The following is a 13794-nucleotide window of genomic DNA, read 5'->3' on the forward strand; positions in this document are numbered from 1 at the left end:
GGGCCCGGTGAACCCCCGGCCTTTGCGGTCTATCGGATATCGCCAGACTCGTTGCCCTGCTCACGATGTCGCTCCTAGAGAGTGGATCCCTTCGACCACACGAAGGTGATGGTCTGCAGTGTCGAGTCGCGGGGCGAGGACGTCAGCCTTCCAGCCGCTCGTGAACTCGGTGACCGGATCCTCAGGCTCGAAGAGCAGACAGAACAGCCGGCCGGTGCCGAGCCCTCCACACATCATGATGCGCCCTTCAGCCACGGCGTTCACCACTTCCTGTGTACGCGAACACATCCGGACCGATCTCCCCGCGACCTCGTGGCCCATAACCGGCGGCGTCCGCGTCGACGACGCACCGGACCTCGATGGCCTGCGGCCCTTTCAATGGGCTGTGATCGACCTCGAACTCCACGTGCAGTCCCTCTACCAGAGTCGTGTGCCCAAGCCCCTGATCGATGATCCGGGAGTGATGCACATACACATCGGGCTGGCCAGGGTCGAACTGAGCGATGAAACCGAATCCCTTGCTGTCGTCGAACCACTTCACATATCCACGCGCCATATTGCTGTGTCTCTCTCGTTTCGCAGTTGTTCAGATATCGTCACTGCCTCCGACGTTGTGTTGCGCGAGTTTGCTTCTCGCGCAGCAGTTTCCGGGTGCGGGGCAGAGGATCCTGTGGGTGGACCGGCCATCAGTGCGGCCACTATCTCCTTGGGCTCGGCCCGGTAGCAGTGCCCTGGAGAGTCGTGTCGGCTGGTCAGGGCCGCCAACGCAAGCGCTGCCTCCTGGGTGACCTGGAGCCCGTGGTGTCGCAGGATCGCGCCCGCGTCCTGGATATCGCTGGCCGAGACCGTGACCGAGTCCAGCCGCACGCGGCGGCCGTCGGGCTTCATGCCGGGAAAGGTGGTGCCATCGGTTCCATCGGTCAGGATCTGTAGTGCGGCTGGGGGAATCGCAGTTCCCTCCGGCGTGGCGAGCACGGTCTTGATGCCGTATTTGTGGGCGGCGGTGAGCGTGCCCAGTAGCAGCCCGTCCACGCCGCCGGGAATGATGACGGTGTCCACGTTCCAGAGCAGCTGGTTGATGCACCGCACCCACGTCCCCACGCCCGCGGCGAACATCGAGTCCGCCGGATCGGGCACCAGCGCCCGCACCGCTCGGGCGTAGGCATCGCGGCACGCGCAGACCTCGCGGCCCGGGGTGACCTGCACCGTGACACCGTCGCCACGCAGCATCGCCAGCAAAGCCTCATCGCTCGGTGGCATGACCAGCATCGCCGGTGTGTGCGTTGTTTTCGCTGCCCAGGCCCACGCCGCAGCGTCCGATTCGCTGGCCGGTGCCAGCGCGATGCCCTCGCGCGGTAACTCACCGAACTTGCGGCGAGTACGCAGGTACCACAACGCGCCGCGCGCACGCACCGACCCGGTGTACTGCTCGTGCTCCCGCGCCACCACCACCCGCGCCGCCCTGGTGTTCGGCAGGTCCGCGACGTCCAGGTCGGTGTGATGCATGGCTGCGATGTCCGCGACGATGCCGTTCCAGGCCTTCACAACGTCTGGGTACCAACAAATGTCGTCGATCATGGGCATCCGGCCTCCATGACCCAGTGCATGAATTCCGAATCGTCGGCGATCTCGCCGCGGCGCATGGTCATGACGCCGCCGCGACGGCGCCGGCGGCCACCAGCATCGCGCTCACAGCTCCCGTGTTCGGCGTGTAGTTCCTGGGCCAACTGCGGTTCAACCGTATGGTCTGCAGTCGTGTTCGTGCGGACGGTGAAGCGGCAGAACAAGTCTGGTTCAGTGCAGTATCTGCAGCATGATCGCCGTCGCGACTCCGTCCAGCACGCCGATGACCGCCAGTCGCGGCGAGTCCCTGACTCGCCACTATGACCAACTCGCGCGATCGAAAAGTGCTCGTTGCGGATTGCTTGCTCATCACCCTTGTAAGAACGTGGGGCGGCCTCGGCAGTGATCTCGGTCCAGTCGGCAATCAGGGACGCTGCGTTGGTGAACGCCGCATGTACCGGCCCGGTGATCGGCTCGCTACTACGCAACGACTGCTGTGCCGCCGCGAACGCCGCAGCCATCCGATCGACACACGCGCCGATCTGCCCAGAACGCCCACCGCTGCGCAGACACTCCGATGCCCATGTGTCGATCGCTTCGATCAGCACCCTGCGGCGACGGGCCGCCACGGTGCGGCGGCGTGGGCGCCGTCGCCGATGTAGCCGTCCCAACCGGCACGCGCACATCAGAACGGGATGCGCATCGCTCCCGCTCCAGCTTCGGCTGAATGCCGCAGTCAGCTCATGCCAGTCCGGCAGGCGTTCACAGTTCGCCGAGGAGGTGCTCATGCCCACCTCCTGCGGCGCACCGGCCCGCTCGCACACCGTGGTGGCCGCCGGCCAGCGGACAGTAGCGCGGGTGGGGTGGGAATCCACTTGTGCTCGTGCGCGTTTGTCATGCACTTCAGCATTGACACAGACTTGTGATCTCGGAACTGCCCCGGCACCGAATCGCACTGCCCTATCACCGAACTTCGCCGCCGACCGGCTTCTGCCAGACCGCCCGGCAGTGAAACACTGGCGGCATGGAACACCATGGCTTGGAACTCAACGGTGCGCCGGTCACAGTCGATGACCTGGCTCCTCTGGGGCTGGTCAACTTCGGGCACTTCACTTCGATGCGCGTGGAACGCGGTTCGACCCGGGGCCTTTCGCTGCATCTGGATCGGCTGACCCGCGACTGCCACCAGGTTTTCGCCGCCGACCTTGATCCTGACCTCGTCCGCAAGCACATCCGGCACGCACTACGCGAAGTCACCGCGCCGGTTACCGTGCGCGTCACTGTCTACGACCCGGACATCGACCTCGGCAACCCGGGCGCATCCGCGAATCCTCGCGTACTGGTCACCATGCGCCCGGCCCCGCCCGTCCCGTCGACACCGATCGCTCTGCAATCAATGGTCTACGCCCGCGATCTGGCCCGCGTGAAACACGTTGGCCTGTTCGGTGCCATGTACCACCGAGCTATCGCCAAGCGGGCCGGATTCGACGATGTCTTGTTCTGTCAGCCCGACGGCCTGGTTAGCGAAATCGCCACCAGCAATATCGGATTCATCACCGCCGAGGGCCAGTTGGTATGGCCGCACGCTGATGCACTCATTGGCACCACCATGCGGCTGCTCGCCCAAACCCGTGATGAGAACATCGTCACCGAACCAATCACTCTGTCCCGGCTCGGCGAATTCGTCGGTGCTGTCGCAACCAACGCGGCTATCGGAGTCCGAGCAGTATCCCGGATCGATGACATACGGTGGCCGGTCGAGCATGAGCTGGTTCACACCCTGCGCAAGGACTACGAGTCCATACCGCCGGAGAAGATCTGAGGCGCCCAACGAAGACTGCATCAGCCCGCGGTTCATTCGGTCACATCGTCAGTGACACAACGAAATCCGGTGTCATCATCATGCATCAACCGATCGGCGTCGTTACCGGCCGCTGGTGCTGCACGGTCGAATTGCGAGATGAAAGAACCGCCCTTGAGCTCGAAACGGCCCGGAATGGTCTCGGTGCTCAGCCATTCCCACACGTTCCCGCACATATCGTAGATGCCATAGGGCGAGGCGCCAGATTTGTACTCGTCGACTGCTGTCGTCGTGCTTGGCCCGGAGCCGCGGACGTTCGCTTTGCGTGGGGTCGCCGAATTCCCCCACGGCCAAGTGTTTCCGCGGCTGCCTCGTGCTGCTTTTTCCCACTGAAGGCTGGTGGGGAGCCGTTTGCCTGCCCAGTTGGCGTAGGCGGCGGCATCGGCGTGGGTCACCCACACCACCGGGTGGTCGGCGGTCCCTGGCGGCACGCGTCCATCCTGCCAATGCTGGGGTGGCGTGTGCCCGGTCGCCGCGATGAACCTCGCATAGTCGGCGTTGGTGGTCGGATAGGTATCGATCCAGAATCCGGGCACCCATTCGGGCTGGTCTTGCGGCCCGGACAGAAAGACGCCTTCAGGGATCCAGGTGATCCACTTACCATCGACCGGGTGGCGTAGCCGAGTCGAGGGGAGGGCGGCATCGGCATCGGCGTCGTGGGCCTCCCCCAGTGCGTCCGGAGACACCAATCCAGCGAACCGCACAGACTCTTCGGCGGACAACCGCGACAAGGAGGTATCCAAAGCGGCTTGATTCATTGGCCGAGGCTGGAGCGTCGCGCCGCCAGCCTCCCACTTCGATATCAGCCGCGTATCGACCCCCAGATGTGCGGCGAAATCGACCAGGCTCATCCGCCGCGCCTGGCGCAGCGATCTCACTTCGACTCCTGTCCAGGGCCGAATCATGCTGATCATCGCGTGCAGTATCCCTTTCCCGTGGCGTTGCTCCAGTACAGCCATGAGTTGATCCGTGTGAATTCCTTCATCGCCGACCTGCGGCAGCCGGAGGAGCCGTGTAGTTGCGCGGAAAGAATGCGGAACCTCGGAAGGGGATCTCGCAACCGATACCGAGGTGCTGGAGAGGCAGATTGCGTTCGTTGCACCGCGAGTTCGCAGGTGACGATATCGAGAGTCATCGTGTTGTCCGAGGCCCTCCGACGGCATCGGATCCGCGCGTCATCGCCGCCGCGACAGCCCGCAGAAGGCGGTGCGGGTTTCGATCGTTTTGCCAGGGCGGTGACTGTAGCGCCATCCCCACTGTCTCCAGTGCGGTGAGCCCAACTTGCCTGGCTAGAGCACTGACCGACGCGACGGATTCGGCGGCCTGAATTGCTGCTGCTGCCTGGTCCATCGTCAGAGTCCGGCCTGGCAGATAGGACACGACCCAGCCGCCGTCGCCGACGCTCTTTGCTTGATGCTCGGTCTGGTCGCTGGTCATCAACGACCCACCGACTACATGTACCGCCATCTCGACCTACTTCCAGACTGGCCATCGTGAAAGCTGGACCAACTGTTGGCTTCAGATCTCTATTTAAACTTAAAGAAGACTTTCGCGCTAGACTTTGGATTGAAGTCGATGCGGTAGTTTGTGCGGAGGCATCGACAGAGGTGAGGAAGGAACACATGCACGAGGAGCCTCAAGATGCGTCAGCCTTACGCTTCCTGGTTGGCCACGACCTCAAGACCGCGAGAGAGAACGCAAGGATCACCCAGTTAGCGGCAGCCAAGGAGATCGGCTGCACATCGGCGAAGCTGAGCTACATGGAGAGCGGCAAGACCGCGCAGGCTCCCGACGAAGTCGGCGAGCTGATGCGGTACTACCGCGCAAAGCCCGAGCAAGTGGAGCTTACGGTCTCGCTCGCGGTACGAGCCGACCACGGCACCGTGTCGACCAGGCACGATGACGTGCTGCCGAATTGGTTCAAGTTGTTCGTCGGTCTCGAACGCCTGGCTACAGAGCAGTTCGAGTACACCGAAAACTTCATTCCAGGGCAGCTGCAGACGCCGGCACACGCTGCCGCACTCCTCGGCGACAGTCTGCACATTCCCCCGATGGATGTCGCCCAAGCCGTGCGAGTGCGTATCGACCGGCAGCGCCTGGCTAACACCGAGACACCACTGAAACTTCGCGCGGTTATCGAAGAAGTTGTTCTGGACAGGCCGATCGGCGGTCCCGCCGTGATGATCGAACAACTCGAACACCTACTCGCGATGATGACACTCGACAATGTCGACATCCGCGTTATCCCGACCCAGGTCGGCGCCCACGAAGGATTACCCGGCTCCTTCACCCTGCTCAACTTCACTGAAGCGCGCGGCATCGCGTACATCGAGCACCACACCGGCGCGCTCTACCTACAAGAACGCGCCGACGTAGACTTGTACACGCTGGCAGCGGATCGGCTCATGACCAAGGCACTGTCGACGGACGACACCGCCCATGCAATCTCGAGCCGAGTCTCGAAGATCAAGAAACTGGAGCGGAAATGACCACCAACACCCATCCCGCCAACGGATGGAGGACGAGTACTTTCAGCGGCAACAACGGTGGCAACTGTGTTGAGGTCAAATTCGCTGGCGTGATGGTGTTCATGCGTGACAGCAAGTACCTCCGGAACCCAGCGAACGATCCGGACGCTCAGCCCGTCATCGAGATACCTGCCAACAGTTGGCCCGCGATCCTCGATCTGGCCCTGGCCAAGGTATCAGGCGACATAGCCCTGAACGACACCGGCGGACCTGAGGATGTCCTCAATATCAGGGTGCAGGCTGACGGCGGGGCAACAGTCTGCAGCCAGAGTGCCAAGTTGACCTTCACTCCCGACGAGTGGGATGCCTTCGCGAAAGGTATTGCGGACGATCAGTTCGTCATCCGCTGAACCGGAACGTGATTTATGGCTTGTTGATGGCCCAGGTCTTGAAAAGCCCTGGGCCATCAACACTTTTGTCGGCAGGCAACCGTTTCAGATGCCGCTGACGGTAGTCGCTAGGGAAGCCACCCGCCGCTGGGATAGAGGGGCGTCTGCGGTTTCGGCGTCGAGGGTTCTCTTACTTCTGTTGGAGTGTCCAGGTCGGACCTTCTGGGGTGTCGGTCACGTCGATGTTGGCGGCGGTTAGGCGGTCGCGCACCCGATCGGCGGCGGGCCAGTCTTGGATGGCCCGCGCTGAGGACCGTTGTTCGAGTTGGGCGGCTACCAGAACAGTAAGGGCCTGGTGAGCGGTTGCCGTGGTCGTGCGGCGGTCCCAATGCTGGTCGAGCGGGTCGAGTCCCAGGATGTCTAGCATTCCGCGCACCTGGGCGGCCGCATCGGCTGCTGCGGCCGTGTCCTGGCGGGCGAGGGCCTTGTTGCCGTCCGTTACTACGTTGTGGATTTCGGCGAGCGCTTTGGGGATGGCGAGGTCGTCGTTCAGTGCGGAGGCGAACCCGTCGGTCCATTTGCCCATCGGCACGGGACCGGCGGTCTCGTTGACCTTGCGGACGAAGCTTTCCAGCCGTTGGTAGGCGGCGGCGGCATCATCGAGTGCCTGCTCGGAGTATTCGAGCATCGACCGGTATTGTGCGCTGCCCAGGTAGTAGCGAAGTTCCACGGCCCGAACTTGTTTGAGGACGTTTGGCACGGACAGCACGTTGCCCAATGATTTGGACATTTTCTCTCCGCCGAGGCTGACCCATCCGTTGTGTAGCCAGTAGCGGGCGAATCCGTCACCGGCGGCACGGGACTGGGCGACTTCGTTCTCGTGGTGTGGGAACAGCAGATCCATTCCGCCGCAGTGGATGTCGAACTCGGCGCCGAGATAAGTGGTGGCCATGGCCGAGCATTCCACGTGCCATCCGGGGCGGCCTGGTCCCCATGGTGAAGGCCACGTGGGTTCGCCGGGCTTGCGCGCTTTCCAGAGGGTGAAATCCAGAGGGACTCGTTTGCCCTGGCCCAGGCTTTCGCCTTGCTGTAAGTCCTCGGGGTCCAGGCGCGCGAGTGCACCGTATTCGGGAAAGCTGTGCACGTCGAAGTACACGTTCCCCTCGGCGGCGTAGGCGTGGCCGGTGTCGATGAGCCGCTGTGTGAGCTCGATGATCTGGGTGATGTGCCCGGTCGCTCGGGGCTGGACCGCGGGGGGCAGTATGCCGAGGGTGTGATAAGCGTGGTCGAAGGCGCGTTCGTAGGTGGCTGCCCATTCCCACCACGGTCGTCCGGCCTCGCGGGCCTTGTCCAGGATCTTGTCGTTGATGTCGGTGACGTTGCGGACGAAGGTGACCTCGAAGTCGTTGGCCTGCAGCCAGCGTCGGAGAACGTCGAAGGCGACACCGCTGCGTACGTGTCCGATGTGGGGCTCGCTCTGCACGGTGGCACCGCACAGGTAGATCGTCGCCCGGCCGGGGATCAGGGGGACGAATTTCCGCAGGCTCCGCGTGGCGGTGTCGAAGAGGTGCAGCGTCACGGGCGACGATGCTACCGGCCGCGGCCCCGGTTCGGGGCTTGCCATCCTGGGCTCGGGTATCACGATGCGAGTTGCCGGCGTGGCATGGCGCCGGGGCGGGGGTGATCATGCTCGGCCCACCATTGCCGCCCCTCGGGCGGAAGGGAGTGGATGGGGTCGTAGTAGACGTACAACCGGCTCAACGCCTCGGGGTCGGCGGCGTCGGTGATGGTGCGATAGTTCTTGGACCAGTAGGAGATTCCGCGTATCCGGTCGTAGTGGGCGGTCTGGTGTACCCAGCGTTTGCCGATCATGGGTACGTCGCAGACGATCCTGGGAGTGGCGAATCCCGGCAGGTACCCCATGATGGCCAGTTGCAGGGCTTGGGCCTGGGCCAGCGAGATCCGCCAGTGCTCGCTGAAGGGGATCATGTCGCACAGGTAGATGTAGTACGGCATCACTGCGGCCTCGTCGAGTAAGGCGAAGCTCAAGTCGAGTTGCGCTGTGGGGGTGTCGTTGATCGACCGCAGCAGCACCGCCTGGTTGCGGATGTGCCGCAGTCCCGCATCGAGCAGACCGCGTGCGGCGGCGGAGACGCTGGGGGTGATTTGCTGTGCCACGTTGGCGTGGGTGTGCAGGGACAGCTGGACGCCGCGATCGTGCGCAGTGCGGGCCAGCCGGGTGATGCCGGCGACCACACGATCCTCGGCCCAGTGTTGGGGTAGACCGACCAATGCCTTGCTCGCCAGCCGGATATCGCGGATGGAGTCGATGTCCAGAAGCGCGGCGATGAACGCTTCGAGTCGTGGCCAGGGCATGTTGGCCAGGTCGCCACCCGAGACCACGACATCCCGCACGGTCGGTGATGCCCGCAGGTAGGCCAGCATCGCCTCCAGGCGTGCGCGCGGGCGCAGAGTGAACCCGTTCTTGCCGATCTGCGGGGTGGAATTGCCGACCAGATCCATCCGGGTGCAGTGCCCGCAATACTGCGGGCAGGTGGACACCACCTCCGCCAACACCTTCGTCGGATACCGGTGGGTCAACCCCTCAACGACCCACATGTCTCGCTCGTGGAGCGAGTCCCGCTGGGCGTTGGGGTGGGAAGGGAAATCGGTGCGCCGGTCGGAGAAGACGGGAAGCATGTAGCGGCGGACCGGATCTCGATAGAACGCGTTGGTGAGACTCCCGGGCCCACGGATCGGCGCACCGGCGGCGATCGTGTTGATCATGTGGGGTGTGATCAGCATGGACATGGTCGCGCGTTCGCGTTGGTCGCGTTCGAGGTCCGTGAGAAAGGCATCGCTGAGCAGCTCGCCGGTGACCTCGCGGAGTTGCCGGATGTTCTTGACGCAATGGGCACGCTGCCACTGCGGCGAATTCCATTCCTGCTCAGCAGTTTTCGACCAACCCGGATATCTTCGATAGTCGGGTTCGGACACGGTTTGTCGCTGGTAGGTGTAGGGCTGGGGTAGATCGGGAGCCATTGTCGTCCTCGCGTTGGTTTCGTTCGGTGCTGGGCGCAGCGCACCTGGCTGGGAAGGTCGACTACCCGATGCCCGGTTTGATGTCGGTCACTTGCCCGAGCAGTTGTGCGGCTTCGTTTGCGCGGTCGTTGATCGCGGCGGTCAGGGAATCGAGTCGGTCGGTGAGGAATCCGTCGGCTCCGATCAGAGTGGCTTCGGCGGTTCCCAGTCCGCTGAACAGGCGGGCGGCGAAGCGGTGGTTGGCGGTGTGCCGGTGGCCGGACGCGTCGAGGATCTTGTCGATCGAGACCGCGTGGTCGCGAGGGTGCCAGATGTACCGCTCGAGCCGGAACCGCAGTTCGACAGGGCCCAGTTCCCACCAGGCCGAACGGATTCCGAGCTCGTCCTCGGAGATGTGCGAGAAGTCTCGGGTGTTGCACAGGTGAAGACGTTCGTAGAGCGCCAGCAGCTCGTGCAGGCTTTCATGGCTGCCCGGCGGCTCGCCGTGCTGGGCAACGGTATCCGAAGCCGGAACCACCTCCGGCGGCAGGCCCTTGCGCCCTCGATCCAGCGCATGCAGGATCTGCGGCCGGTACGCCCACCACTCCGCCATCACCATGTGCGCGAGGTTCTCGCGGATCGACCGCTCCGAACGCAACGGAGTGCGGTCCAGCAATGCGTCCGGCACGCCGACAAACAGGGACTGGAATTCGCGATAGGCAAAACGATGCTGGCCCAACAGGCGGTGCGTGTCGTTGAATTGCGGCCCGTGCCTTGCCCGTTCACGTTCGGCGGTGACAGCGAAGTCGCAGAGCTCTTGGTACGCCTGCAACACGACTTCGCGAAGGCAATCCGAATACCATTGCCAGTCACCCGCTCCGGGCTTACCGATCCAGTCCTGCATGAGAACACTGTCGGGCAGTACCGCGACTGTCTGGGCGAAGCGCTCAACCGCCGCAGCCAACGGGGAAGTCGTCACCTGGTGATGCCGGTCCCACGTGGACTCGATGAAACCACCGCTCAAAGCGGCCTTTCTCCAACGAGTGGCCTCCTCGACCGTGACCCGATCACGAGGGTAGCGAGCGATCGCATCATCGAACAGGCTGATCGCCGTGCCGTACTTCTTGGTGCGGAGTGCCGCTTTGGCACGGGCAACAAGGAACTGAGCTTTGAATGTTTCCGGTGTCAGGTGCCCCGGGGTGTCATGAAAGACGGACTGATAGCCCACGGACAGCCGGGTCCGGCGCGGTGCGCCATTCCATTCGTGGTACCGAGTCTGGTCGGGTGCGAGCAACTGGATCGTCGGCGACCAGATGTATATGTGGTTGTTGATGATATCGGTACTAGCCCGGTCTGGATCGGTCGTAACTACCCGGACCGGGAACGTGTGTTCCATTACGGTGCAAGCGATCTCGGGATCAGAGTAGATGGTTCGATCATTGGTTACGCAACCAGAGCACTCCGGGGAGTGCAGGTCCAGCAGCACCGGTTTGTCTTCAGCATCGGATCGCCGCAGCAGCGTGTGGAAATCGCGCTGGTTCGCCCACTGAATCTTCAACTCACTCATCTCCGTTAGCTGCATATTGCGGATCGTCACCGGCGCCACCCGGCCCTGGCGTTCGTCAGTTGCATTGACGGCTGATGATGAGCTTGGTCTCGACCCCTGGCGACTCGTAGTCCTCGACGACGACAGCGGCAATCTCGTCCATGACTTTCCCTCCCTCCAAACATGTTTCAGGTGGCAGTACATCCTGAGTCTCCAGCGCTGCCACCACGCTGGCCATCCCTACTACCGGTCGAATGTGTGGACAGCCGGACAGATGCTGGACATCGCACCGCGTGTCCAGGACGGGAAGTCGGCGTCACACCCCGCAGCGGGTGGACATATTCTGGACAGATGGCCCTCAGCCCGCCGACGATCGATCACGTGAAGGAGTGCCTGGTCAGGCTGCGCCAAGGGCACGCCCTCGGCCGCCCGACCACGTTGCTCACCGCCCTGGACGAGCCGCTGCGGGCTTACCTGTGCCACGGTCGCACGTATGAGCCTGGTTCCGCGGAACAGATCGCGGCGCTGACCTCGACCATCGAGGCGGCGATCGACCAGCTCTCCGACGACGAACGCCTCTGCGCGCAGGTCGATTTCAACCTGCTGCCCGAACATCGCTTTCCCACCCTCACCGATCGTCAGGAATCGCTGGCGGCCCGGCGGAAATGTGCATCCAAGACCGTGCGCCGACATGCGACCCGCGCGCTGGACACCCTCGCCTACCTCCTGCTCACGCCACCCGTTGGCCGAGAGCAGCCGCCCGCACCGGATCACAAGGGCGCTGCCCGCCTCCAGGAACCAGCCGCCGTGCTACGCGATTTCTGGCAGCTCAAACCGCAGGCTCGGGTCGATATCGTCTGCTCCGAAATCCCTCACGATGAGCGTCCCGAGTACGCCTCACCGGCCGACCGCAACTACCTGCGATACGCGAAATTCGCGGATCTAGATACCCTGATCTTCGTCCGCACCCGCCTGGCGCAGCTCACCCCGACCGTCGTGGTCCGCGACTTCGCACCCTCGGAACACTACGACACCCACGCCGACGGCCTCGTGGTGATCGGCGGGCCGCCCTGGAACGCCAAATATCGGGAGTTCCTGCCGCAGTTACCATTTCACTTCGAACCGCACCAGCTGGGCCAGGACGACCCGCTGGTACTGCCCGAGCTGGACGACCTGGTCCTGGCTCCCCGATGGACCGCCCGCAACGAACTGATCGAGGATCTGGTCGTATTCACCCGCCTGACCGTGCAGGGCACCGCGGTGTTCCTGCTCGGCGGCTGCCTCACCCTCGGAGTACTCGGCGCGGCCCGCTGCCTGCTCGACGGCAAGGACGGGCCCGCCAACGCCCACTACATCACCGACCATGTCGGCAACGACGACTTCGTCCTGGTGACCGAGGCCCGCCGCGTCGGCGGTATTACCGATGTCGCCGCCCTCGACGCCGTCGAGCCCCTGCTCCTGATATCCCGGGCAGTGGGCCAGAACTGGGGAGTCCTCGTCGACAACACCAAACGCCACCTCGCCGGCACCCGCTCAACGGCCACCACCCGGTGACCCGGCCCGAGGACATCGCGACCTATGTCGTGAATCTGCCACGCCGCCCGGACCGCCGCGCCTGGATCCAGGCCCAGCTACCGGCCAACCTGCCAGTGCGATACACCTCGGACCTCGGCCTCACCGTCGACGGACACGACCTCACCCTCCCCGCGCTCCAAGCCGCAGGCGTCAAACTGTTCGACTGGCAGATCGACTCCGACAATCCCTGGTGGAACCGGCCCCTGAAATACGGTGAAATAGGTTGCACCCTCACACATTTGGCCTGCTGGATGCACGCCGCCGAACACACCACAGCCTCGTACGTCGCGATCCTGGAAGATGACGCAGTCCTCGAATCATGCTTCCTGGACCGCCTCCTGGACGGCTTGAGCGAACTCGAACAGCGCAGCGTCCCATTCGATCTGCTCTACCTCGGCCGCTACCCCCTCGAACCCGACCAGCCCGCATCGCTGCCCGGGTTCGCAAATCCCGGCTACAGCCACTGCAGCTACGGCTACCTCCTCACACGCCCGGCATTATCCGACCTGCTGGCCATGGGCCTCACTGAGGCCGTCATCCCGGTCGATGAGTTCCTGCCCGCGATGTACCACCCGCACCCTCGCCCAGATGTCCATGCGCGATTCCCGCCACACTTGACAGCCTTGGCCTTCGATCCGCCGCTGGTCACGCAGCGACCGAAGTCCGAGGCTGGCAGTGACACCGAGGCATCCGACTTCGTCGAACCGTAAGGCGTGATCAACTGTCCCCAGTGTGCCGAGACATCCAGTGTCCGATCAGCGGGCCGAGTCGTTCCCCACGCCACTGCGCGATCGGGGTCAGCATATTGGTCCCGGTCACAATATGCTGCGGCGGAACATCTTTCGTGACGATCGCACCCGCAGCGACGTAGCTGCATGGGCCGATCCGCACCCCGCCGACTACCCGGGCACCGAATCCCACCACCGAGTCCGCCTCGACGACCGGGGACGCCTCGTCGACACCCCACCAGCCCAGATCCGGGCGCGTGTATTCGTGCACGAGCTCACCCATCACCGTCGAACGATCGCCGATCACCGCAGCGTCACAGACGAATCCGGCCACACACGCCTCGGCGCCGACCTGCACCCGGTCGCAAAGGTAGGCGCCGTGGACCAGCCGTGTGCGCTCTCCGATCTCGCAGCCGTAGCCCAACCGTGCACGGTCCTCCAACACGCAGTCTGCGGCTATGACCGTCCCCTCGTAGATCGTGATCTGGTTGAACAGCACCGACCGATCTCCGACCATGACCGAATCGCCAGCCGTTGCGCATCCCTGCTGGGCCGCGCGGATCCGCGCTTCCCTCGGATACCCGAACACGCACTGCTCGCCCACGATCACGTCGGTGCCGAACTGCACCGGACCATACAACCC

13 protein-coding genes and 1 pseudogene are annotated in these 13794 nt (G+C 63.8%); 5 read left to right on the forward strand and 9 right to left on the reverse strand.

All coding sequences use genetic code 11. The features are described from left to right. Positions 1-343: 343 nt before the first annotated feature. The 3 genes and pseudogenes from ABH933_RS22005 to ABH933_RS22015 form a co-directional block, all read right to left on the reverse strand. Positions 344-556, reverse strand: a pseudogene (locus ABH933_RS22005) (cold-shock protein); the annotation flags it as partial. Further along, a complete protein-coding gene (locus ABH933_RS22010) occupies positions 538-1584 on the reverse strand; it encodes a pyridoxal-phosphate dependent enzyme (protein WP_429428465.1) in 1047 nt (348 codons plus the stop codon). The pseudogene ABH933_RS22005 and the gene ABH933_RS22010, both read right to left, overlap by 19 nt. Then, positions 1575-2351: a hypothetical protein gene (locus ABH933_RS22015; protein WP_429428463.1), complete on the reverse strand. Its 777-nt coding sequence runs from the start codon at positions 2349-2351 to the stop codon at positions 1575-1577. Before ABH933_RS22015 ends, ABH933_RS22010 begins: the two co-directional genes overlap by 10 nt. A 236-nt stretch (positions 2352-2587) precedes the next feature. Between ABH933_RS22015 and ABH933_RS22020 the strand changes: the two genes are divergently transcribed. After that, a complete protein-coding gene (locus ABH933_RS22020) occupies positions 2588-3385 on the forward strand; it encodes an aminotransferase class IV family protein (protein ID WP_429428460.1) in 798 nt (265 codons plus the stop codon). Between the two features lie 32 nt (positions 3386-3417). Here the strand turns inward: ABH933_RS22020 and ABH933_RS22025 are convergent, their stop codons facing one another. Next, the gene (locus tag ABH933_RS22025) at positions 3418-4383 is read right to left on the reverse strand and encodes an SUMF1/EgtB/PvdO family nonheme iron enzyme (protein ID WP_429428457.1); all 966 of its coding nucleotides are present in this window, start codon (positions 4381-4383) and stop codon (positions 3418-3420) included. 663 nt (positions 4384-5046) lie between these two features. On the opposite strand from ABH933_RS22025, the gene ABH933_RS22030 reads away from it, so the two are divergent. Both ABH933_RS22030 and ABH933_RS22035 read left to right on the forward strand, forming a co-directional pair. After that, complete coding sequence (locus ABH933_RS22030) at positions 5047-5913, forward strand: helix-turn-helix domain-containing protein (RefSeq protein ID WP_429428455.1); 867 nt, start codon at positions 5047-5049, stop codon at positions 5911-5913. Further along, positions 5910-6302 (forward strand): DUF397 domain-containing protein, encoded by a 393-nt coding sequence (locus ABH933_RS22035; protein WP_429428453.1) that lies wholly within the window; start codon positions 5910-5912, stop codon positions 6300-6302. The genes ABH933_RS22030 and ABH933_RS22035 overlap by 4 nt, the downstream gene beginning before the upstream one ends. A gap of 169 nt (positions 6303-6471) precedes the next feature. Here the strand turns inward: ABH933_RS22035 and cysS are convergent, their stop codons facing one another. From cysS to ABH933_RS22055, 4 genes are all read right to left on the reverse strand, one after another. After that, positions 6472-7860 (reverse strand): cysteine--tRNA ligase, encoded by a 1389-nt coding sequence (gene cysS / locus ABH933_RS22040; RefSeq protein ID WP_429428451.1) that lies wholly within the window; start codon positions 7858-7860, stop codon positions 6472-6474. 59 nt (positions 7861-7919) lie between these two features. Continuing rightward, positions 7920-9323, reverse strand: a complete 1404-nt coding sequence (locus ABH933_RS22045; protein ID WP_429428449.1) for a KamA family radical SAM protein — start codon at positions 9321-9323, stop codon at positions 7920-7922. A 61-nt stretch (positions 9324-9384) separates the two neighbouring features. Next, entirely contained in the window at positions 9385-10908 is a 1524-nt protein-coding gene (locus ABH933_RS22050) for a DinB family protein (protein WP_429455076.1), read from the reverse strand. 16 nt (positions 10909-10924) lie between these two features. Beyond that, entirely contained in the window at positions 10925-11086 is a 162-nt protein-coding gene (locus ABH933_RS22055; protein WP_429428445.1) for a hypothetical protein, read from the reverse strand. A gap of 113 nt (positions 11087-11199) precedes the next feature. Between ABH933_RS22055 and ABH933_RS22060 the strand changes: the two genes are divergently transcribed. Next, positions 11200-12402 carry a hypothetical protein gene (locus ABH933_RS22060; protein ID WP_429428443.1) on the forward strand — a complete coding sequence of 401 codons (1203 nt, stop codon included), beginning with the start codon at positions 11200-11202 and terminating at the stop codon, positions 12400-12402. Continuing rightward, positions 12399-13133, forward strand: coding sequence for a glycosyltransferase family 25 protein (locus ABH933_RS22065; RefSeq protein ID WP_429428441.1), 735 nt, complete (start codon positions 12399-12401; stop codon positions 13131-13133). Before ABH933_RS22060 ends, ABH933_RS22065 begins: the two co-directional genes overlap by 4 nt. Before the next feature lie 7 nt (positions 13134-13140). On the opposite strand, the gene ABH933_RS22070 is transcribed toward ABH933_RS22065, so the two are convergent. Further along, positions 13141-13779, reverse strand: a complete 639-nt coding sequence (locus tag ABH933_RS22070; RefSeq protein WP_429428439.1) for an acyltransferase — start codon at positions 13777-13779, stop codon at positions 13141-13143. Positions 13780-13794 lie beyond the last annotated feature (15 nt).

The sequence above is a fragment of the Nocardia sp. GP40 genome, from assembly GCF_050434125.1.
GTDB lineage: Bacteria > Actinomycetota > Actinomycetes > Mycobacteriales > Mycobacteriaceae > Nocardia > Nocardia albiluteola.

What these genes read in the sequence shown, in the direction of transcription:
- ABH933_RS22010 (WP_429428465.1), bottom strand. Translation starts at nt 1,584, where the DNA reads ATGCCCATGATCGACGACATTTGTTGGTACCCAGACGTTGTGAAGGCC.
- ABH933_RS22015 (WP_429428463.1), bottom strand. Translation starts at nt 2,351, where the DNA reads ATGAGCACCTCCTCGGCGAACTGTGAACGCCTGCCGGACTGGCATGAG.
- ABH933_RS22020 (WP_429428460.1), top strand. Translation starts at nt 2,588, where the DNA reads ATGGAACACCATGGCTTGGAACTCAACGGTGCGCCGGTCACAGTCGAT.
- ABH933_RS22025 (WP_429428457.1), bottom strand. Translation starts at nt 4,383, where the DNA reads ATGGCTGTACTGGAGCAACGCCACGGGAAAGGGATACTGCACGCGATG.
- ABH933_RS22030 (WP_429428455.1), top strand. Translation starts at nt 5,047, where the DNA reads ATGCACGAGGAGCCTCAAGATGCGTCAGCCTTACGCTTCCTGGTTGGC.
- ABH933_RS22035 (WP_429428453.1), top strand. Translation starts at nt 5,910, where the DNA reads ATGACCACCAACACCCATCCCGCCAACGGATGGAGGACGAGTACTTTC.
- ABH933_RS22045 (WP_429428449.1), bottom strand. Translation starts at nt 9,323, where the DNA reads ATGGCTCCCGATCTACCCCAGCCCTACACCTACCAGCGACAAACCGTG.
- ABH933_RS22055 (WP_429428445.1), bottom strand. Translation starts at nt 11,086, where the DNA reads ATGGCCAGCGTGGTGGCAGCGCTGGAGACTCAGGATGTACTGCCACCT.
- ABH933_RS22060 (WP_429428443.1), top strand. Translation starts at nt 11,200, where the DNA reads ATGGCCCTCAGCCCGCCGACGATCGATCACGTGAAGGAGTGCCTGGTC.